Here is a 21728-nt window from a genome sequence, read left to right as displayed (position 1 = left end):
ACGCCGGCGGCCGAGAACGTTGAGCTGCGAGAGGCGAAGAAGCGGATCCGTCTGCTCGAGCAGGAGAACGAGGTCCTGCGCCGCGCTGCCGCCTACCTGTCGCAGGCCAATCTGCCGGGAAAATGATGTACCCGCTCGTCCGTGAGCTGGCCGCCGACGGGATCCCCGTCGCGGTGACGTGTCGGGTGCTCAAGATCGCCCGGCAGCCCTACTACCGCTGGCTGGCCGACCCGGTGACCGACGCCGAGCTCGAGGCGGCCTACCTGGCCAACGCTCTGTTCGACGCCCACCGCGACGACCCGGAGTTCGGCTACCGCTACCTGGCCGACGAGGCCCGCGACGCCGGCCATACCGCCTGCGACCGCACCGCATGGCGGATCTGCTCCGCCAATGGCTGGTGGTCGGCGTTCGGCAAGAAACGCGGCAAGAACGGCAAGCCAGGTTCGCTGGTCCATGACGACCTCGTCGAGCGCGACTTCACCGCCAACCGGCCGAACCAGTTGTGGCTGGCCGACATCACCGAGCACAAGACCGCCGAAGGCAAGCTCTACCTCTGCGCCATCAAGGACGTGCACTCCAACCGGATCGTGGGTTACTCCATCGACTCCCGGATGAAGTCCCGCCTGGCCGTCGACGCCTTGCGCAGCGCTGTCGCGAGGCGAGGACAGACCGCCGGCTGCATCCTGCACACCGACCGCGGATCTCAATTCAGATCCAGGAAGTTCGTCCGGGCTCTGCACGGACACGACATGGTCGGCTCGATGGGCCGCGTCGGCGCCGCCGGCGACAACGCGGCCATGGAGAGCTTCTTCGCACTACTGCAGAAGAACGTCCTGGACCGCCGTCGCTGGGCCACTCGCCAGGAGCTGCGGATGGCGATCGTGGTCTGGATCGAACGCACCTATCACCGGAGGCGACGCCAAGCCGCGCTCGGGAGATTGACCCCCATCGAGTACGAGACCATCATGACCACACCAGCCCTTCAGGCTGCCTGACCCAACCTGTCACCTATCGGTGCATCAGTCCCNCCTATCACCGGAGGCGACGCCAAGCCGCGCTCGGGAGATTGACCCCCATCGAGTACGAGACCATCATGACCACACCAGCCCTTCAGGCTGCCTGACCCAACCTGTCACCTATCGGTGCATCAGTCCCAGCCGCTGGGCCTGGATGATGTGCGGGACCGTGGCCACCGCGCCCTCGAAGGCCTCCAAGGTCTCGCGGTCGGCGGAGCGCATGGTGACGAACACCAAGGACGCGAAGCTCAGCCCGAGGGCCTGGGCGTCCAGTTGCGCCCGGTAACCGCTGATCACCCCGGAGGCCTCCATCGCGCGCAACCGTCGGTGGCAGGGCGAGACACTCAATCCCACCCGTCCGGCCAGCTCGGTCAGGCTCATCCGCCCGTCCTGCTGCAGCTGCGCAAGAATCTCCCGATCGACACCGTCCATGGCCACGATTCTTCCCCATACGGGGCATTGGCAGTAAGAAGTTGGAAGCACTTTCGGGGTGTTCTTGCCTAGTCTTCCTTCCAGGATCCCGGGTTCACCGGGTTCCACCCCCGTGAAGGAGACCTGGAGACCCATGGCCGTGACCACTCTCGCCGCGTTCTGGGCGGTGTCCGTGCTGTTCGTGCTCACCCCGGGGGCGGACTGGGCGTATGCGATTGCCGCCGGGTTGCGTCACCGCTGCCTGCTCCCGGCCGTGGGCGGAATGCTCACCGGGCACCTGCTGGCCACCGTGGTGGTGGCCGCCGGGGTCGGTGCCCTGGTGGCCGGGGCCCCGGCAGTGCTCACCGCCCTGACCGTAGTGGGGGCGGGGTACTTGGTGTGGTTGGGCTTGGGGATGCTGACCCATCCGCCGGCTCCGGGAGCCGCTGCCGGGGTCGAGGCTGGGTCCTGGGCGCGCCAGGCCGTCAAGGGCCTGGGCATCAGCGGGTTGAACCCCAAGGTGTTCCTGCTCTTCCTCGCCCTGCTGCCGCAGTTCGTCGACCCCGCCGCCCCCTGGCCCACCGCGGCCCAGATTTTGGTGCTGGGGCTGGTGCACGTGGCCAGCTGCGCGGTGGTCTACACCGGGGTCGGGGCCGGGGCCCGCCGGGTGCTGCGAGCCCGCCCGGCCGCAGCACGGGCGGTGACCAGAGCCTCCGGGGCGGCGATGATCGCCATCGGCATCGTGCTCCTGGCCGAACAACTGCTCCACTGACCACCCCGGCAGAAGGCGCCGATGCCCAGGTGATGAACTGGCAGGACGCCTTCGGGCTCACCACCGGCCGGGTTCGCGTCACCGCTCACGCCGCCCCGAACCTCGAATCCCGTCACGTACAAGGAGATCTCACTCATGCACCCTGAGCAGTTGCACCGGACCTTTCTGGACCTCACCACCCCGCACGTCGCCGATGCCTGCATGCGCCTGGGCATCGCGGTGCGCTGCGCACCGGCGGGCACCATCCCGCTGTGGAGCGGCACCCACCTGGTGGGCCGGGTACGTCCGGCCCGCCACGCCGGCAGCGTCGATGTCTTCCTGGAAGCCATCGACGAGGCCCGACCCGGCGATGTCCTCGTGGTCGACAACGCAGGTAGGGGCGACGAAGCCTGCGTGGGTGATCTGGTGGCCCTGGAAGCACACCGGGCGGGCCTGGCCGGCATCGTGATCTGGGGACTCCACCGCGACACGACGGAGTTGAGGACCATCCGCCTGCCCGTCTTCAGCCTGGGGGCACTGCCCGCAGGCCCCCAGCGCCTCGATCCCCGGCATCCAGCCGCCCTCGCCTCGGCCAGGAGCGGCCCACACGAGGTCACCGCCGCCGACGTCGTACTCGGCGACGACGACGGCGTGCTGTTCCTGCCCCTGGACCGGGCAGCCGAGGTGGCCGAGGCGGCCACGGCCATCCGTGACACGGAACGGACCCAGGCAGCGCGGATGCTCCAGGGCAGCGCCCTCAGACACCAGGTCCACCTGCACGAGTACATGGCAGCCCGCAGCACCGGCACAGGAATCACCTTCCGACAGCACCTGCGCGCCATCGGCGGAGTGATCGAGGAGTAACCGTCAGGTATAGGCGCTCGAAGCGCAGCAGCAAGAACCCATGACAGAGGCCATAAGCACCTCACTCTGAAGCGACCTCTAAATCCGCCATATGTAACGCGGATAGCGTCGAGCTGTTCACCCACCTACAATCCATCAGCAATCATCCGCCCGGCAGAAGCGTGACCGCAGCTCCCGTCGCAGAGCACCCGCAAGGAACTGCGACTGCAACACGCTGCTCCAGGGACCGAGTCTCGACTCCAGTGCGGGTGATCGCGATCGTCGCGGCCAGGGCGATGATCGACCGGGATCTCCTCATGGTTTCCTAGGCGTTGTCGATGGCCATGGCCGAGGACAGGTCCCGGTGGGCGTCGACCTGGTCCAAAAGCAGCTGAGCCTTCTGCTCCACACCGGCGAGCACGTCGGCGCCGGCCACGAACCGCAGCGGCGGGGTGTCCAGGGCGGCGATGGTGACCAGAGCCGCCCCGAGCTTGGCGGGGTCCCCGCCCTGCTGACCGTTCATGGACTTCCAAGCGGTGATGGTCGCAGCGGTCCGCTCGGCGTAGTCGTCGATGGACAGCTCCGGCCAGATCGACGAGGCGCCCTCCACGAGCAGCTCGGTGCGGAAGAAGCCCGGCTCCACGATGGTGGTGTCGATCCCGTACGGGGCGAGGTCGTAGCGCAGGGACTCCATCCACCCCTCCAGGGCGAACTTCGAGGCGGCGTAGGCGGCGCAGAACTCCTGGCCGATGATGCCCGCAGCCGAGGTGATGGTGATGACGTGACCGGAACGCTGGGCACGCATCACGGGCAGGATCTCGCGGGTGACGTTGAGCGGGCCGAAGAAGTTGGTCTCCATCTGGGCCCGGAACTGCTCGGGACTGATCTCTTCGAAGTAGCCGGCGTAGAAGTTCCCGGCGTTGTTGACCAGCACGTCGATGCGCCCGAAGCGCTCCACCGCGGCCTCGACGGCGGCCTTCGATGCGTCCGGGTCGGTGACGTCCAGCGACACGGCCAGCAGATTCGCCTGCTCCCCGATCGCCGCGGTGACCTTCGCGGCGTCGCGGGCGGTGGCGACCACGGCGTGGCCGGCGGCCAGGGCAGCCTTGGCGATGTCCACGCCCATACCGCGCCCGGCTCCGGTGATGAACCAGACCTGCCGGCCGGGCCTCTGCGTCGTGTTCTGCTCGCTCATGATCATCAGATCCTTCGTTCGTGGGAAGTGGTGTCGGACGCCCACCGGGTGGGGCTTCTCAGCCCGGTTCCCCGGGGACACGGTCTACGACACCGCAGATCGGCCCGGTGTGGGAGTCCCTGCTGTGAGGGGTACAGCGGGTAAGGGGTACTGGCAGGGACTCCCTGACCCGACCCGGGAGACCTAGCGTTGACGGCATGGACCACCGAGCCGAAGTGCGCGAGTTCCTGACCACCCGTCGGGCCAGGATCACCCCGGAACTGGCCGGGCTGCCCGCCTACGGGGGCACCCGACGGGTACCGGGGCTGCGCCGCGGGGAGGTCGCGGCCCTGGCCGGGGTGAGCATCGAGTACTACACCCGCTTGGAGCGCGGCAACCTCGCCGGGGTCTCCGAAGAGGTGCTCGAGGCGATCGCCCGTGCGCTGCAGCTGGACGAGACCGAACACGCCCACCTGCTCAATCTGGCCCGCACCGCCGGCCAGGGCGGCCGGCCCCGCCGTCACCCCGACCCCAAGCAGCAGGTGCGCCCGGGGGTGCGCTTGGCCCTGGACGCGATCACGGGCGCTCCAGCGTATGTGGGTAACGGGCGTCTGGACATCTTGGCGACCAACCCGCTGGGGGCGGCCCTGTTCGCTCCGCTCTACGACACCGCGCACCGTCCGGCCAACCACGCCCGCTTCATCTTCCTCGACGACCGAGCACGGGATTTCTATCACGACTGGCAGTGGGCGGCTGATAACACCGTGGCGATCCTGCACACCGCCGCAGGCCGGGACCCCTACGACCGGGCACTGACCGATCTGATCGGGGAACTCTCCACCCGCAGCCTGGACTTCCGCACCCGGTGGGCCGCCCACAACGTGCGCGCCCACACCACCGGCACCAAGCACTTCCACCACCCCGTCGTCGGGGAACTCCATCTGCTTTTTGAGGCCATGGACATCTCCGCCGACACCGGACTGTCCCTCAACGTCTACAGCCCGCAACCCGGCACCGGCTCCGAGGACGCAATCAAGCTCCTGGCCAGCTGGGCCGCCACTCACCCGCAACCGGCCGAGACCACCGGCGCCGTGTGAGCCCAAAAGCCCGCCCGCCCTCGCCCGATCGAGTCTCACCTGACCGGTGGCAGCACCAGATACTGCTCGGCCGTGCGGCTGACAGACCGAACCGAAGCCACCCGACACACCAGTCGACTGCAGGGTCAAACCGCTCCGCTCAGGACACCTGAGCCCACGCCAGCATCAGCCCCCAAGGCTGACCGGCCGGTAACCGGCCATATGTAAAGCGGTGGGCTGAGCCGCAAGCGGGAATTCGGTGCCCGGTCCGGGATGGCATGGTCGCTCTGGCCCCGTCCCACCTTCCCGACCTCGACGCCGGTTTGTTCAAGCGCCGATGCTGAGACTAGGGGTCGGTGAGACCGGCCGGTACGTGTGAGCAAACCAACGGTCTCCCGCTGAGGAGTTTGGCCGCAGTCGGTGATAAACCGAAAGGGAGGGTCCGTGCCAGCCACCGTGCCGCTGGCCGCCATCATCCTCGTGCTTCCTTGACCCATCGCCATCTGCATTTGTTCCCGTTTGCCCTCTGGAGCCCCCTGTGAGCCTGCAGCAGTCCTTCGACGACCCGCACCGTCCCACCACCGACACGACGGTGCGGGTCTTTCCCAACATCGCGCCAACCCCCCGATCGCCGGAGCCGACATGGTGGAACAACCCGGCCGCGATCGCACTGATCGGCATGCCCCTGTCCGTGGGCCTCACCTGGCTCCCCTGGCTTCCCCCAATTCTGGGTGTGGTGGCCATGCTGAGCAGTCTCGTCGTGGCCGTCTGCGCAGCAGTGGCTCACTTGACCTGGCCCGAAAGCCACGTCAAGGCATTGGCAGAAGGCGCCTGGGTGGCCCGGCAGTGCGGCTACCAAGCAGCCGTCAGCGGCCACGAGCTGCACTGGATGGATGGTGACGACACGATCAAGCACGCCACCGTCGTGCGCGGAAGCACCGGATGGGACCTCATCCTGACCGCCCAGAACACCAGCATTAGTGTCGACTGATCAATTCCTCAATCGAATCCGCGACTAATACAGGTCATATGTAGAGTCGAGCCCCTGAAGTGCTGACGCGACACCCAGGGAATCCTTAATTTCACGTCCGCATGGACCAGGCGGCCTCGCCATAGCTGTGCCATAAACAGCAAGACACGGTGATAGTGGCTGACCGGCTTCCAAGCTCGCGGATACACCTACTTCGTCTTGCCTGTGCACAGGAACGGCGTGCCCTGCCGTCGTCGTGGCTCGTTATTCAGAGAGCATCGAGACCTGTCACATGCTCGAAAATCAGACTGGTCTGGGTGGCAGCCACGATTGGGTTCGAGGACAGGTGTTCGAGCACGAATTGGCGGATGTGGTCGGTGTCCCGCGTGATGACGTGAATCAGGAAGTCGTCCACTCCGCCGACGAAGAAGAACTGGGTAACTTCCGGCACCTTCTTCAAGTTCTCGCCGAAGGCGGCCATTTGCTGACGAGCTCCGGGGCGCAGGCGCACGCTGATCAGCGCCTCGATGGTCTGCCCCGATGCTCTGGGGTCCACCTCGATGGTGAAGCGACGGATTACTCCGGCCCGCTGCAGGGTCTTCATCCTCGCCAGGCACGTGGAGGGGGCCACCCCGAGGTTCTCGCTCAGGGCTTGGTTGGTCATCCGCGCGTTGGCTCGCAGCAGTTCCAGCAGGCGACGGTCGAGGTCGTCGAGCTCGTAGGGCGGGCGTCGATCCTGCGGCGAAGGTTGTGTGATGCCGGTCACCTTTTCTACCATTCTGTAGATTTGGCACGAACTCTCGAAGAATCTGCAATTCTACCTCCAGCGATGGCATGAATACGCCAGGATTTCTTCGTCTAGTCCATGTTTCTTCGGAAGGTCCGTCATGATTGTCTCCGTTCCCCGCGAAGTAAAGAACAACGAGTACCGGGTGGCCATCACCGCCTCGGGCGTGCACGAGCTGGTCACCCACGGCCACGAGGTCCTCGTCGAGGCCGGGGCCGGGATCGGCTCGGGGATCGACGACGACGCCTACACCGCTGCCGGCGCACAGATCCTCGCCGACGCGGACGAGCTGTGGGCCCGCGCCGACATGGTCCTGAAGGTCAAGGAGCCGGTGGCCTCCGAATACCACCGCTTCCGCGAGGGTCTGGTGCTGTTCACCTACCTGCACCTGGCCGCCGAGCCCGAGCTGACGGCCGCACTGCTGAAGGCCGGGGTCACCGCCATCGCCTACGAGACGGTCCAGACCGCGGATCGGCGCCTGCCCCTGCTGGCCCCGATGAGCGAGGTCGCCGGGCGGCTGGCCGTCCAGGCCGGGGCCGCGGCTTTGACCGCCCCGGCCGGCGGCAAGGGCGTGCTGCTGGGCGGGGTGCCTGGGGTGCGACCGGCGAAGGTCACCGTCCTGGGCGCGGGAGTGGCCGGCACCAACGCCGCCGCCATGGCCGTGGGCCTGGGCGCGGACGTGAGCATCCTCGACATCAACGTCGACCGCCTGCGGCAGCTCGACGACCGGTACGCTGGGCGCCTCACGACCATCGCCTCCAACGCCTACGAGGTCGAGCGCGCCGTGACCGAGGCGGACCTGGTCATCGGCTCCGTGCTGATCCCCGGGGCGAGGGCCCCCAAGCTGGTGACCAGCGCGATGGTCGCGGCCATGAAGCCCGGCAGCGTGCTGGTGGACATCGCCGTGGACCAGGGCGGCTGCTTCGCCGATTCCCGGCCCACCACCCACGAGGACCCCACCTTCCGCGTCCGCGACACGGTCTTCTACTGCGTGGCCAACATGCCCGGGGCCGTGCCGAACACCTCCACCTACGCGCTGACCAACGTCACCCTCCCCTACGCCGTGGCCCTGGCCGACAAGGGCGCCGAGGCCGCCCTGGCCGCCGACCCGGCCCTGGCTGCCGGGCTCAACGTTCACGCCGGGCGGGTCACCCACCGCTCCGTGAGCGAGGCCCACGGCCTGGACTACACCGACCGGCAGGATCTGGTCGCGGCCTGACGGGATAGAACTGAAGTGAACCCCATCGGCCAGGCTCCTCGCGCTTAGCAGCACCAGTAAGGGTGCGGGACTTTGACGGGGTCGGCTGAGCAAGGACTCGGCAGAGCTTTACGACCATGACTTCCGCACCGGTCGCCCAGGGCATAACCAGCCGTCTATTGTTGACAATAAGAACGACAGATTTGATGATGAGCTATGACCACATCGCAGCATGGCCCCGGCAACATCACAGAGTTGGGCCTCGGTGTCCCGGATCGACAGGGCAACGCCGATGTCCGTGCGTCTCTCTTTTCCGCTGAGGAGTACGCACAGCGTCTGGTGATGGTGCGTGAGCGCATGGACTATCAGGGACTCGGCGCCCTGATCGTGACGGATCCCGCGAACATCTTCTACCTCACCGGTTACGATGCCTGGTCGTTCTACACCCCGCAGATGCTGTTCGTGCCGGCACAGGGCGAGATGCTCCTCTATTTGCGGGAGATGGACGCCAACGGGGCCTTCCGCACCTCGTGGCTGCCCCCGGATCAGATCGTCGGCTATCCCGAGCGCTACGTCCACCGTCCCCATCTGCATCCCTTCGACTGGGTGGCGTTCGATCTGCGCCGCCGCGGCCAGATCGCCCCGGCCGCCCGCGGGTGCGTCGGCCTCGAGATGGACTCCCACTTCTTCTCCCCCAAGGGGTACCGCTCCCTGGTCAACGCGCTGCCGGAGTGGACACTCGTTGACTGCTTCGAGCTTGTGAACTGGGCGCGTGCCGTGAAGTCGGAGGCCGAGATCCAGTACATGCGCACCGCGGCCCGGGTCACCACGGCAGCGATGCAGGCCGCGATCGACGCGATCGAGCCCGGTGTCCCGCAGAACCGGGTGGCCGCCCAGATCGCCCGGGCCCAGGCCGAGGGCGTCGACGACGCGTGGGGCGACTTCCCCGCGATCGTGCCCATGCTGCCGACGGGCGCCTCCGCCGACACCCCGCACCTGACATGGTCCGACCGTGTCCTGCGGGAGGGCGACGCCGTGGTCGTGGAGCTGGCCGGCGCGCACCGGCGCTACCACGTCCCTCTGGCCCGCACGGTGATGCTGGGCCCGCCCACGGACGAGCTGCTGCGCCTGGAGGCGGCCGTGGGCGAGGGTCTGCAGGCCGTCCTGGACACCGTGGCCGAAGGTGTGCCGGTCCGGGAGCTGGCCAGGGCCTGGAACTGGTCGCTGGCAGAGCGCGGACTGGAGAAGCACAGCCGGCTCGGATACTCCATCGGCATCGGTTATCCACCCGACTGGGGGGAGCGCACTATCAGCATCCGCACGGAGGACGAGTCCGTGCTGACCGAGAACATGACCTTCCACGTCATCTGCGGCATGTGGATGACCGGGTACGGGTACGAGGTCTCCGAGTCCGTGCGCGTCACGCGCACCGGGGTGGAGACTTTCACCTCGTTCCCCCGAGCACTCATCAGGAAGTGAGAAACCCATGACGACCACCACCACACACCTCACCACGGTCGAGAACCTCGCCGTCAAGCCCACTCACGGGATCAGTGGGGACCCGGGCCAGGGGCTGTTGCCCCTGGCCCGGCGAGCCGACGGACTCGTCGGCTCCGTGATCGACTCCTCCACTTCCCTACTGGCCGCCCAGACCCACGACATCGTCCGCTTCGCGATGGGCGCCCCCGCCGCCGAGGTGATCCCCACCGCCGAGTTCCGCCGCATCGCCGCGGAGGTCCTTGACGACAGTTCCTTCACCTACGGGGCCACCGAGGGAGAGCCCGGGCTGATCGAGACGGTGGTAGAGCACCACTCGACCACCCCGGAGCCGACCCGCCCCGAGCGCCTCGTTATCACCTCCGGGGGCATGCAGGGTCTCGACCTGGCGTTCAAGCTGTTCGTGGACCCCGGGGACCTCGTGGTGGTCGAGAGCCCCACCTACACGAACGGCTCCGGCACGGCCCTGAGCTACGGCGCGGACATCCTCGAGGTCCCGATGGACCGAAACGGCATGGACGTGGACGCGCTGGAGACCCTGGTGGCCGAATCCGGCCGGACCCCCCGGGTCATCTACACCATCCCGAACTTCCAGAACCCCTCCGGCACCACCCTCAGCGAGGCCCGCAGGGTCCGCATCCTGGAGCTGGCCCATCGGTGGGGATCGATGATCCTCGACGACGACCCGTACGGGGGCCTGCGCTTCGCCGGCCAGGATGTCCCGGGCTTCCGCGAGATCAGCCCGGACGACCCCCTGGTCTTCTCGGTGCGGACCTTCTCCAAGGTCCTCGCCCCCGGGCTGCGCGTGGGGTGGGTGGACGCGGACCCGAAGCTGCGCAAGCTGCTGATCGCCGGCAAGCAGGCCATGGACACCTGCACGAACGTCCCCGCCCAGCACATCGTGGAGCGCTTCGTGCGCCAGGGCGGCTACGACGACCACCTGGCCGGGCTGCGCACGGAGTACCGCCGCCGCAAGCAGGCCATGGACGCCTCGATCGCCCGTCACCTGGGCTCCCGGGTGACCACCACGGATCCCGAGGGCGGGTTCTTCCTCTGGGTGACCCTCCAGGGCGAGGACGCCAGGGTATCCACCTCGCGGCTGTTCGAGATCGCCCTCGCCGAGGGCGTCGCCTTCATCCCCGGGGCGGCGCTGTCCCCCTCGGGCCGGTTCGAGGACGCCTTCCGACTCTGCTTCGCCTCGACCACCCCGGAGCGCACGGAGGTGGGGCTGCAGCGTCTGGCGCGCGCCCTGGACATCGCCCGCGCGGAGCTCGACCGCTGAACGACGACGCGGGCGCAGCCCGGTCTGAAAGGAATCATGCAGACTGCACAGGAGCTCGAGCGCGCCGTTCTCGACCTCGTCGACCCGGACGAGGTCGTGGCGCTGACCCGCGCGCTCGTCGGTGCCGGCGGGGAGAACCCCGGCGGCACCGAAGAGCGCACCGCGCGTGTCCTGGAGCGGGCCGGCCGGGCCCGCGGGCTGGAGGTCCGCACCGACCCGGCCGCCCCGGGCCGGCCGAACGTGGACGTCGAGCTGACCCCCGGCGGACCGGTCGGGGACGGGCCCGGCCTGCTCTTCCTCGGGCACTCCGATGTGGTGCCCGCCGGGCCCGGGTGGAGCCGGGAGCCGTTCCGCTCCGTCGTCGAGGACGGCCGGGTCTACGGGCGGGGGTCCACCGACATGAAGGGTGGGCTCGCGGCCGTGCTCGTGGCCATGGACGCCCTGCGCCGCTCGGGTGCGGAGCTGCGCGGCCCCGTGCGGTTGGCCTGCACCGTGGATGAGGAGGACCTGGGACTCGGGATCCGGCACCTGACGCGGCGGGGACTCGGGCGGGGCTTCCGCGGTTGTGTGGTCGCCGAGCCCACAGACCTCCAGACGGTGGTGGGCTGCCGGGGCGACGCCTACCTGGAGCTCGAGGTCACCGGGGTGCCGGCGCACTCCGGGCGGCCCGCGGACGGACGCAACGCCATCGACGCCGCTGCCCGGGTGCTCGAGCTCGTCCGCGCCGACCACGACCGCCGGCAGCAGGACCTCGATCCGCTGCTGGGCGCCGGCACCTGGAACGTCGGGCGGATCGAGGGCGGGCGCACCACCTCGATGGTCGCCCCGTCCTGCCGGGTGTGGCTCGACCGCCGGCTGATGCCCGACGAGGACCCGCACCAGCTCGCCGCGGACCTGGTGGCGGCCGTGGACGCGGCCGGCATCACGGGGGACGGCATCTCCGTGAACATCGAGGTCACCATGGCCATGCCGGGGTTCCGCACGGACCTCGACCACCCCCTGGTCACCGCCGTGCACGGCGCCGTCGCCGACCTCGGCGGCCCCGCGTCGGTGGGCGGGTGGACCGCGGCCTGCGACGGCGGCTTCATCGCCCGGGACCACGGCGTCCCCACGGTGGTCATGGGCCCCGGCGGCCTCCATGACCAGGCCCACCAGGTCGACGAGTCCGTGGGCGTGGACGAACTGCTCCTCGCCGCGCGCGCCTACGCCCTCACCGCGCTGCGGCTCCTCGGCGCCTGACTGAAGTTCCCTCCCTGGCTTGCGGGGGACTTCCGGCGTCACCGGGACACCCACGTCCCCCGCCGCACCACGTCTCGAAGTCCAAGCACAGGCCGTTCCCGTGCACCGAAGCTGTCATCCCGTGTCGATGATGCGCCTGGGGCCCTGCGCTGCGCCGGTGGCAGTCACGGCCCGTGGGCGGAGATGGCAGAGACCCCCGCACCTCGGAGCGAGGTGCGGGGGTCTCCAGGTGGAAGGTCAGGCCCGGGCCCGGGCGCGAATGATGTCCTGCGGCTTCGTCTCCGGGATCTCGGTGCCGCGCAGGGACGCGCCGACGGTCTCCTTCATGGTGCGGACCGCGATAAGTCCAACGACGCAGGCTGCCATCATGTAGAACGCCGGAACCAGCGGGGTGCCGGTGGCCTCGATGAGCGCTTCGTTGGCGAGCGGGGCGGTGCCGCCGAAGACCGCGGTCGCGAGGTTGTAGGTGATCGCGAAGCCGGCGTAGCGCACGTGGGTGGGGAACATGGCCGGGAAGGTCGCGGAGATGGTGGCCAGCTGCGGGATGTAGAGCAGACCGAGCACCGCGAACCCGAGAAGGGCCCACCAGAACCCGTTGGCCATGAGCATGTACATGGGGATGGCCAGGACGAACAGTCCGATCAGCGAGGCGTACCACATGGGTTTGCGCCCCACCCGATCGGACAGGGCCCCGGCGAAGGGGATGACGAGCATCATCGCGAACTGCGCGACGAACATGATGGTCAGCACGGTCCGGGAGTCCATGCCGGTCTGACCCTCCAGGTAGGTGGGCATGTAGCTCAGCAGGGTGTAGTTCACCACGTTGAGCGCGATCACCAGACCCGTCATCGTGAGCATGGGACGCCAGTACTGGGTGAGCAGGTCCTTGAGCGCCGTCCCGGCGGAGGACTCGGCGTGGCCGGCCTCCTCCAGCTCCAGGAAGATGGGCGAGTCCGCCAGGCGGGACCGGAGGTAGAGACCGATCAGGCCCATGGGTCCGGCGAGCAGGAACGGGATGCGCCAGCCCCACTCGCTCATGGCCTCGTTGCCCAGCACCCCCTCGCCCGACAGGACGATGAGCGAGCCGAGGGCGAAGCCGCCCAGCGTGCCGAACTCCAGGAAGCTGCCGAGGAAGCCGCGCTTCTTGTCCGGGGCGTATTCGGCCATGAAGGTCGCGGCGCCGCCGTACTCGCCACCGGTGGAGAAGCCCTGCACGGCGCGGAGCAGGATCAGCAGGATCGGGGCCGCGATCCCGATGGTCTCCACCGAGGGGATCAGACCGATGCAGAAGGTGGCCCCGGCCATGAGGATAATCGTGAGCGCGAGGATGCGCTTGCGGCCGAGGCGGTCTCCGAGCGGTCCCCAGAACAAGCCGCCCAGAGGTCGGACGAGGAACGAGAATGCGAAGGTGCTCAGCGCCAGGATGGTGCCGTACTCGCCCGGGAAGAAGTTCTGGGTGATGTAGACGACCGACACGGCGTACACGCCGTAGTCGAACCACTCGGTGGCGTTGCCGATGGCGGAGGCTGCGACGGCGCGGTTGACCGTTTTGGCGTCCGGTTCGGGCCGTCCTGTTGCCGGGTTGCGGGGCAGGCCGTCCTGCCGGGCGCCGGAATGGCCAGGATCGTGGTGTGAATTCATGGAATCCTCCAAGAGTGCGGATGGTGCACCGGCTGGCGCCCCGGTTGTGCTGGGCTTGCCTTGAACGGAACAGCCCGCGTGAATGATGGTCAACAATTCGTCAGGTGTCGTGGTGCTTTTGGTGCACCGGGGTCAGGGGTGCTTGCCCCCTCCCCTCGTGCGCGGCCGTGGTCGGATGCCGCGCGGTACCCGACGCAGTGGTGCTCCGGGACTGAGGCGGCCGTCAGCCACCGCTGACCACCGCCCGCGCGGGCGGCTGGGTGCCCCAGGCGGTCGCCTGCTCGTATGCCTGGGCGGCGCGGAGCACCATCCGGTCCGCGTGCCGGGGCCCGATGATCTGCAGTCCCGCGGGCAGGCCCGCCCCGGTGAGGCCGCAGGGCACGCTCACCGCCGGTTGCTGGGTCATGTTGAACGGGTAGGTGTACGGCGTCCAGCTGGTCCAGTTCGGGGAGTGCCAACCCTCCGGCGCGTCCTGGCCCCGGGGGAAAGCGGGGATCGGCAGGGTGGGGGTCAGCAACAAGTCATAGGTTTCGTGGAAGCGCCCCATGGTCACGCCCAGGTCCATCCGCACAGCCGTGGCGTCCAGGAAGTCGGAGGCACTGATCTCGCCCTGCTCCTCGATACTGCGGCGTAGCCCCGGGTCCACCTCGTCCATCGCGCCGGGACCATAACCCTCCAGGACCTTCGCGGCACCGGCGAACCACAGGGTATGAAAGGCCTCGACCGGGTCCTGAATACCCGGGTCCACCTCCTCGACCACGGCACCGAGCTCCACAAACCTCTCGGCGGCGCGGCGGACGAGCCGCTCGATCTCGGGATCGTTCTGCCCGAACCCCAGTGTGGGCGAAAAAGCGATCCGCAGGCCGCCGACCCCGCCCTCAAGCTCTTCCAGGAAGGACCAGGTGGGCGTCGGCAGGGCAGACCAGTCACGGGAGTCGAAGCCCGTGATGATGTCCAGCAGCAGGGCGGCATCAGCCACGGTGCGGGTCATGGGACCGGCGTGGGCGAGCGTGCCGAAAGGACTGGCCGGAAACATCGGAATGAGGCCGTAGGTGGGCTTGATCGCCACCGTGCCGGTGAAGGCGGCAGGGATCCGGACAGAGCCACCGCCGTCCGTTCCCACGGACCAGGGCCCCATGCCCATACCCACGGCCGTGGCGCTGCCGCCGCTGGACCCCCCCGAGGTCAGGTCAGCGCCCCATGGGTTGCCGGTCGAGCCGTGGCGCAGGGAGTCGGTGACCCCTTTCCACGCGAACTCCGGGGTGGTGGTCTTGCCGAGGAGCACGGCACCGGTCTCGCGCAACCGGGCCACACAGGGGGCGTCCTCCTCCCACGGCCGGTTCGCTTCGATGAGCCGGGTGCCGCGCAGCGTGGGCCAGCCCCGGGTGTAGAAGATGTCCTTGATGGACGTGGGGACCCCGTCGCCGGGGCCCAGCGGCTCCCCCGCGTGCCATCGCTTCTCCGATTCGGCGGCCGCCTGCAGGGCCTGCTCGTGGTCCACGGACACGAAGGCGTTCACTGCACCGTCCAGCTCGTCGATGGTTCGCAGTGCGGCCCGCGTGGCGTCGACCGGGGAGAAGCTGCCCCGGCGGTAGCCGTCCAACAGCTCGAGCGCCGTGAGTTCCGTCAAATCAGTCATGGTCTTCCTTTTAGGTCGAAGTCGGTCGAACGGGGACCACGATGGGGCCACTCCGGGTGGTCGCGGGAGACTTGCCGCCCTGCGGAACGAAGAGCAAGGCATCCGAGACGACGTGGTCCGCGGACGTCAGGCTGAGAGGCCACGAGAGAAAAGGGAAGACCACGCCGGCCCGGATCACCGCCGCCCGCCAGGTCCCCGTGGCCGGGCCGGGCGCCCGCACGGCACGGGCATGCTCCTCCATGGCAGTCGCCGATAGGCCACAGCCCAGCAGTAGCGTCCTGAAATCGGCTGACTGCCCCAGGGACCTCGGCCGCACGGTCAGCAGTGAACGAGCGGTCCAGGATGGGCACATCGGGGAGCGCACTGGGAAACACGCGATCACCATCCCACCGTCGTACGATTGTCTACAAGAAGCATATGGTGTTGATGTGAGCTAGGCAACAAGGGGAAGGCATGAGGCGCGCCGCGGAGTGTCGGCACGGCTCCGGAACCACTGAGAATGAGCCTGAAGACCGCCTACCGCAGTCTCGACACCCTTCCTCCGCAGGGTCGCCCACAACCGGCACCCGGACGTGCGTATCGGAGCAGGTCACAGGCGGTGGGCACGGGGAATGTCAAGGTGCCCAGCGGGTCATCAGAAGGCGCGGAGCACTGCAGGGGAAGCGAAATCGGGACACCGTGCAGCCCTCGCTCTAGTCCGCTTCGGGATATGATTGTGAACAATATCCTTGTCCAGCACGGTTACCCATGGTCGGAGGCACCATGACCAGCTCCATACTTCAACCGGTGGTCCAGGAGACGACGCCTGCCCTCATCGCACGGCAACTGCGCCGGGCCATCGGCGAGGGCGACCTGGTGCCTGGTCAGCAGTTGAACGAGGCCGAGCTCAGCCGCCGCCTGGGTGTGAGCCGCGGGCCCCTGCGGGAAGCCATGCAGCGACTCACCCAGGAGGGCCTGCTGGTCAGCATCAGGAACCGGGGCGTGTTCGTCATCGAGGTGACGGACGACGATGTGCGGGATATGTACCTGGCGCGCACCGCGGTGGAGCGGGCGGCCGCGATGCGAGCCATCCAGGTCGACGCTGAGCACGCGGGTGAACGACTCCTCGAGGTGGTGCGGACGATGACGGCTGCGGTCGCGCAGAATGACACGGACGCGCTCACCGAGGCGGACGTGGAGTTCCACGCGCTGCTCGTGGCCCTTGCCGGCAGTGCCCGGCTTTCCCGGATGCACACCACGCTCATGGTGGAGACCCGTATGTGCATCACCGCGCTGGAGAGCCGGTACAACTCCCACATCTTCCGGCTGGACGAGCACCGGGGCATCGCCGAGGCGATCGGACGATCCGATGTGGAGCGCGCCGATCGGCTGCTCCTGGACCACATGGAGGACGCCATCGGCCGCCTGAGTCCCTCCGAGGGCTGACAGGAGAGCACCACTCACGTCCGGGACTCTCCGGAGCCGGTCCTAGTCCAGTCGACACCGACCGACCCATCCGCCCGCCCCTGAGTCACCCACGGGTGGGCACCGGGCAGAGGGCAGACGAGAACGCATCCAGTTGTACCCGAAACGCGCGGGTGCTCCTTGCCCGGCCAGGACAGTCGGGCGAGGAGCACCCGCGCGTGCGGGGCCCGGCGCACCGGGCCGTTGCGTCAGCCGCGGGGGACGGCCATGTACTTGGTCTCGAGGAATTCCTCGATGCCGACGCGGCCGCCCTCCCGGCCGAGCCCGGAGGCCTTGATGCCGCCGAAGGGTGCCGCGGGGTTCGAGACGATGCCCGCGTTGAGCCCGAGCATGCCGACCTCGAGGGCGTCGCCCACCCGGAAGCCGCGATCGATGTCCTGGGTGAAGAGGTAGCCCACCAGGCCCCACGGGGTGTCGTTGGCCATGCGGACGACCTCCTCCTCCGTGTCGAACGGGATCACGGGGGCCACGGGGCCGAAGATTTCCTCGTTCATGAGTTGCGCGGTGGGGTCCACGTCGGACAGGACGGTCGGCGAGTAGAAGTAGCCCGGCCCGTCCGGACGGGACCCGCCGCAGACGACCGTGGCGCCCTTGGACACCGCGTCGTCCACCAGCTCCTGCACCTTGGCCAGGGCCTTTTCCTCGACGAGGGGGCCGACGTCGGTGCCGTCCTGCGCGCCGTCGCCGACGGACAGCGAGCCCAGGCGCGCGGCGAGCCGCTTCGAGAACTCGTCCGCGATCGAGCGCTGGACGAACAGGCGGTTCGCGGCGGTGCAGGCCTCGCCCATGTTGCGCATCTTCGCGGCGACGGCGCCTTCCACGGCACGGTCCAGGTCCGCGTCCTCGAACACCACGAACGGGGCGTTGCCCCCGAGCTCCATGGAGGAGCGCATCACGTGCTGGGCGGCCTGCTCGAGCAGGCGCACGCCCACCTCGGTGGAACCGGTGAAGCTGATCTTCCGGGCGATGCCGCTGGACATCCAGGGGCCCACTACGGAGGAGGCCTTGGAGGTGCAGATCACGTTCAGCACGCCCTCGGGCAGGCCGGCCTCCACGAGGATGTCCACCAGGGCGAGGGAGGACAGCGGAGTGAGGTTCGCGGGCTTGAACACCATGGTGCAGCCGGCGGCGATGGCCGGGCCGATCTTGCGGGTGCCCATCGCCAGCGGGAAGTTCCACGGGGTGACCAGCACGCACGGGCCCACCGGCTCCTTGGACACCAGGATCCGGTTCTTGCCGTCACCGGTGGTGGTCTGGTCGCCGCCGATGCGCACGGCCTCCTCGGAGAACCAGCGGAAGAACTCGGCCGCGTAGGCCACTTCACCCTTCGCCTCGGCGAAGGGCTTGCCCATCTCCGTGGTCATGATCAGGGCCAGTTCGTCCTGGCGGTCCATGATGATGTCATACGCGCGGCGCAGGATCTCGCTGCGCACCCGGGGCGGGGTCTTCGCCCAGTCCTTCTGGGCGCGGCCGGCGGTCTCGATGGCGCGCTGGGCGTCCTCGGTGCCGCCGTCGGCGACCGTGGCGATGACCTCTTCGGTGGCCGGGTTGACGACGTCGAAGCGCTTGCCGGAGGCGGCCTCGCACCACTGGCCGTCGATGAACAGACCGGTGCTGACCTTGCCGACGGCGTCGAGGGCCTGCTGGGAGGTGCGGGAGGCGTTGACATTGGTGGTCATGGGGTGTCCTCTTTCGGGGTCGTGGAGCGGGTTCTGTCGGAGGCGGCCGGCTGCGGCGGGCCCGGGTCCAGGATCTGGGCCAGGTGCAGGCCCGGTCTGGTGGCGTCGAGTTGGTTGATCTGCATGGCGCAGGAGAAGCCGTCGGTGAGCACGGCGGTCTCGGCCCCCGTGCCGCGCAGGGCCGGTGCCAGGGCGTTCTCGGCGACCTGCATGCTGACGTCGTAGTGCTGCTTCTCGAAGCCGAAGTTGCCGGCCACGCCACAGCAGCCGGCGGCGTCGACCACATCGGTTACGCCCGCGGCGGTGAGCGCGGCACGCTGGCCGGCCGCACCGAACACCGAGTATTCGTGGCAGTGGGTCTGCAGCACCACCTGCTCGGGGACGGGGCGGGCCGGGGACGGGGTCCACCCGCCCGCGGCGCGCTCGGCCGTGTGCGCCGCGAAGCTGCGCACCCGGGCGGCGACCCGCCGCGCCTGCTCCGTGGGGACGAGCTCGGGCAGGTCCTTCCGCAGAGCCGCGGCGCAGCTGGGCTCCACGACCACGATCGGGCGGTCCGTGCCGTCGTCGAGGGCCTCCGCGGCCCGGGACAGCAGCTTCTTGGCGGTGCCCAGCTGGCCGGTGGAGATCCAGGTGAGCCCGCAGCAGGCGTCGGCGGAGCACTCCACGGTCTCCCCGGAGTCGGCGAGCACGCGGGCGGCGGCACCGGCCACCTCGGGGCGGAAGCCCCGGGTGAAGGTGTCCACGAACAGCAGCGCGGTACCGGCGCCCGGCTGCTGCGCGCCGGCGGCCGTGACCTCCCGGCGCCACTCCCTCGCCCCGGCGAAGCGCGGCATGGTGCGCTTCGTGGTGAGCCCACCCACGACGGCGGCGACCTTGGCCAGGGGCGTGGCCAGTACCGCGTTGACCAGCGGGGCGATCCGCCCGGTGAGCTTGAGCCAACGCGGCAACCAGCCCAGGGAGAAGTGCGAGATCGGACGGAGTCGGCCCTGGTAGTAGTGGTCGACGAACTCGGACTTGTAGGTGGCCATGTCCACCCCGGCCGGGCAGTCGGTGGCGCAGGCCTTGCAGGACAGGCACAGGTCCAGGACCTCCCGCACCTCCTCCGAGCGCCAGCCCTCCTGCACGGTGGCCGCACCGCGGACCATGTCCTGGAGCACCCGCGCCCGGCCGCGGGTGGAGTCCTTCTCGTCCCGGGTGGCCCGGTAGCTGGGGCACATCACCCCCCCGGTGTCCGCGCGGCAGCGACCCACGCCGATGCAGCCCTGGACGGCGTGCACCCACGGGTCGGTGCCCGCGCCATGGGCGGTGGCCGGATCGTCGGTCTCCACCAGCGATCCGCCGCCGTGCCTGCCGACCGGGCGCAGATCGAAACTTGTGCGCCACTCCCGCGCCGGGATGCCCTCCAGCGCCAGGTGGGCGTCCATCGGGTCCGGGGCCGTCATCGAGCCGGGGTTGAGGATCTCCGACGGGTCCCACAGGCGGCGGTACCGGGCGAAGGCCGCGAGCACCGTCGGGGAGTACATGATCGGCAGCAGCTCCGAGCGGGCGCGCCCGTCCCCGTGCTCGCCGGACAGCGACCCGCCGTGGCGGACCACCAGCTCGGCGGCCTCGCGGGTGAAACGGCGGAAGACTTCCCGCCCGGCCTCGGTGCGCAAGTCGAAGGTGATGCGGATGTGCATGCACCCGGCGCCGAAGTGGCCGTACATCACCCCGTCCAGGTCGTGTTCGGCCAGCAGGACGCGCAGGTCCGCGAGGTAGTCCGCGAGGTCCTCCGGGGCCACGGCCGAGTCCTCCCAACCGGGCCAGGACTCCCCGCCGCTGGCCAGCCGGGATGACAAACCCGCCCCGTCCTCGCGCACGCGCCACAGCGAGGCGCGCTCCACGAGGTCGGGCACGGCCCGACCCTCCACAAGTCGGCCGTTCTCGGCCAGCCTCGCCAGCAGGCGGTCGGCCTCGGCGGCCACCGCCTCGGGCTCGGATCCGTCGAGATCCACGAACAACCAGGCCCGTCCGGCGGGCAGGCCCAGCACGGAGCCCGCTCCGCGCCGGAACCGCATGGTCTCCACGATGGCCTCGTCGGTGCCCTCCACCGCGGCGGGCGAGAACTCGAGGATGGTGGTGATGTCCCGTGCGGCCTCCACGACGTCCTCGTAGCCCAGGCACACCAGCAGCGCGCTGGCAGGCTTGGGTACGAGCTTCATCCGGGCGCGGACCACCACGGCGCAGGTGCCCTCCGAGCCCACCAGCGCGCGGGCCATGTTGAACTTCTTCTCCGGCAGCAGGTTCTCCAGGTGGTACCCGGAGACCTGCCGCTGGATCCGGCCGAGCTCGACGCGGAAGGCGGCGAGGTTCTCCCGCGCCAGCCGCGTCAGCGACTCCGTCAGCTCGGCCGCACGGGCGGCCGACGCGTCGTCGGACGGATCGGTGGCGCGCAGACCCGTGGTGGTGGCCGTCAGCCGCGCGCCGTCGGTGGTGACAACGTCGATCTCCACCACGTGGTCGGAAGTGCGACCGTAGCGCACGGAGTGGTTGCCGCACGCGTCGTTGCCGATGGCCCCGCCCACGGTGGCCCGGTTCTTCGAGGAGGGGTCCGGGGCGAAGGTGGAACGGTTGCCGGTGGCGCGCTCCACCTCCCGAGTGAGGTCCGACAGGACCACGCCCGGGTCCACGTCCACCGTGCCCGAGGCCTCGTCAATGCCGTGAATGCGGTTCAGGTAGCGGGAGAAGTCCAGCACCACCCCGGGGCCCACGGCGTTGCCCGCCATGGACGTGCCCCCGCCGCGACCGATCAGCGCAGTACCGGTCTCCCGGCAGGCCGCCACCGCGGCCAGCACCTCCTCCACGGTCCGTGGGAACACCACGGCCAGCGGGGGCACCCGATAGTTGGAGGCGTCATAGGCGTACTCGGCCAGCCGGCGCGGCGAGGAGTCCGCCGCTACCCCCGCCGCGGCGAGGAGGCCCAGCACAGCGGGGTCGACGGCGGCCTCCCTGCGGGCGGCAGCAGCTGCCGTGCCAGAGGCTACGACGTCGGGGAGGGCGGGAACGGTGGCTTCGCTCATGC

General features: G+C 69.3%; 16 protein-coding genes and 1 pseudogene. 10 read left to right on the top strand and 7 right to left on the bottom strand.

All coding sequences use genetic code 11. From position 1 onward, the window contains the following. A pseudogene (locus H488_RS36900) lies at positions 1-995 on the top strand (IS3 family transposase); the annotation flags it as partial. A gap of 141 nt (positions 996-1136) precedes the next feature. Here the strand turns inward: H488_RS36900 and H488_RS20515 are convergent. Next, positions 1137-1448 (bottom strand): Lrp/AsnC family transcriptional regulator, encoded by a 312-nt coding sequence (locus tag H488_RS20515; RefSeq protein ID WP_017831951.1) that lies wholly within the window; start codon positions 1446-1448, stop codon positions 1137-1139. Between the two features lie 133 nt (positions 1449-1581). Between H488_RS20515 and H488_RS20510 the strand changes: the two genes are divergently transcribed. Next, positions 1582-2199 (top strand): LysE family translocator, encoded by a 618-nt coding sequence (locus H488_RS20510; protein ID WP_017831950.1) that lies wholly within the window; start codon positions 1582-1584, stop codon positions 2197-2199. A gap of 135 nt (positions 2200-2334) precedes the next feature. After that, entirely contained in the window at positions 2335-3042 is a 708-nt protein-coding gene (locus tag H488_RS20505; protein ID WP_017831949.1) for an RraA family protein, read from the top strand. A 304-nt stretch (positions 3043-3346) separates the two neighbouring features. On the opposite strand, the gene H488_RS20500 is transcribed toward H488_RS20505, so the two are convergent. Beyond that, positions 3347-4216 carry an SDR family oxidoreductase gene (locus H488_RS20500; RefSeq protein WP_031282223.1) on the bottom strand — a complete coding sequence of 290 codons (870 nt, stop codon included), beginning with the start codon at positions 4214-4216 and terminating at the stop codon, positions 3347-3349. 197 nt (positions 4217-4413) lie between these two features. Here H488_RS20500 and H488_RS20495 point away from each other — a divergent pair, with 197 nt between their 5' ends. Further along, a complete protein-coding gene (locus H488_RS20495) occupies positions 4414-5292 on the top strand; it encodes a helix-turn-helix transcriptional regulator (protein WP_031282220.1) in 879 nt (292 codons plus the stop codon). Positions 5293-5809: 517 nt separating this feature from the next. Then, entirely contained in the window at positions 5810-6262 is a 453-nt protein-coding gene (locus H488_RS20490; RefSeq protein ID WP_017831946.1) for a hypothetical protein, read from the top strand. A gap of 247 nt (positions 6263-6509) precedes the next feature. On the opposite strand, the gene H488_RS20485 is transcribed toward H488_RS20490, so the two are convergent. Then, complete coding sequence (locus H488_RS20485; protein WP_017831945.1) at positions 6510-7007, bottom strand: Lrp/AsnC family transcriptional regulator; 498 nt, start codon at positions 7005-7007, stop codon at positions 6510-6512. 121 nt (positions 7008-7128) lie between these two features. Between H488_RS20485 and ald the strand changes: the two genes are divergently transcribed. The 4 genes from ald (at position 7129) to H488_RS20465 (ending at position 12244) form a co-directional block, all read left to right on the top strand. Further along, a complete protein-coding gene (gene ald / locus H488_RS20480; protein ID WP_031282217.1) occupies positions 7129-8247 on the top strand; it encodes an alanine dehydrogenase in 1119 nt (372 codons plus the stop codon). 321 nt (positions 8248-8568) lie between these two features. Further along, on the top strand, positions 8569-9705 hold the full coding sequence (locus H488_RS20475) for a M24 family metallopeptidase (RefSeq protein ID WP_017831943.1): 1137 nt from the start codon (positions 8569-8571) through the stop codon (positions 9703-9705). A 7-nt stretch (positions 9706-9712) separates the two neighbouring features. After that, a complete protein-coding gene (locus H488_RS20470) occupies positions 9713-11005 on the top strand; it encodes an aminotransferase-like domain-containing protein (protein WP_017831942.1) in 1293 nt (430 codons plus the stop codon). Positions 11006-11041: 36 nt separating this feature from the next. Continuing rightward, a complete protein-coding gene (locus tag H488_RS20465; RefSeq protein ID WP_017831941.1) occupies positions 11042-12244 on the top strand; it encodes a M20 family metallopeptidase in 1203 nt (400 codons plus the stop codon). 237 nt (positions 12245-12481) lie between these two features. Here H488_RS20465 and H488_RS20460 read toward each other — a convergent pair whose 3' ends face one another. Together H488_RS20460 and H488_RS20455 are read right to left on the bottom strand one after the other, a co-directional pair. Then, positions 12482-13885 carry an MFS transporter gene (locus H488_RS20460; protein ID WP_017831940.1) on the bottom strand — a complete coding sequence of 468 codons (1404 nt, stop codon included), beginning with the start codon at positions 13883-13885 and terminating at the stop codon, positions 12482-12484. Between the two features lie 223 nt (positions 13886-14108). Beyond that, positions 14109-15524: an amidase gene (locus H488_RS20455; protein WP_017831939.1), complete on the bottom strand. Its 1416-nt coding sequence runs from the start codon at positions 15522-15524 to the stop codon at positions 14109-14111. Positions 15525-16286: 762 nt separating this feature from the next. On the opposite strand from H488_RS20455, the gene H488_RS20445 reads away from it, so the two are divergent. Next, positions 16287-16949: a GntR family transcriptional regulator gene (locus H488_RS20445; protein ID WP_017831937.1), complete on the top strand. Its 663-nt coding sequence runs from the start codon at positions 16287-16289 to the stop codon at positions 16947-16949. Between the two features lie 227 nt (positions 16950-17176). On the opposite strand, the gene H488_RS20440 is transcribed toward H488_RS20445, so the two are convergent. After that, the gene (locus H488_RS20440) at positions 17177-18667 is read right to left on the bottom strand and encodes an NAD-dependent succinate-semialdehyde dehydrogenase (protein ID WP_017831936.1); all 1491 of its coding nucleotides are present in this window, start codon (positions 18665-18667) and stop codon (positions 17177-17179) included. Next, a complete protein-coding gene (locus H488_RS20435) occupies positions 18664-21726 on the bottom strand; it encodes an FAD-binding and (Fe-S)-binding domain-containing protein (protein ID WP_081615666.1) in 3063 nt (1020 codons plus the stop codon). The genes H488_RS20440 and H488_RS20435 overlap by 4 nt, the downstream gene beginning before the upstream one ends. Positions 21727-21728 lie beyond the last annotated feature (2 nt).

This window comes from Kocuria sp. UCD-OTCP (assembly GCF_000349605.1).
In the GTDB taxonomy this organism is placed as follows: domain Bacteria; phylum Actinomycetota; class Actinomycetes; order Actinomycetales; family Micrococcaceae; genus Kocuria; species Kocuria rosea.
This window is presented reverse-complemented; position numbering and strand designations above follow the sequence as displayed.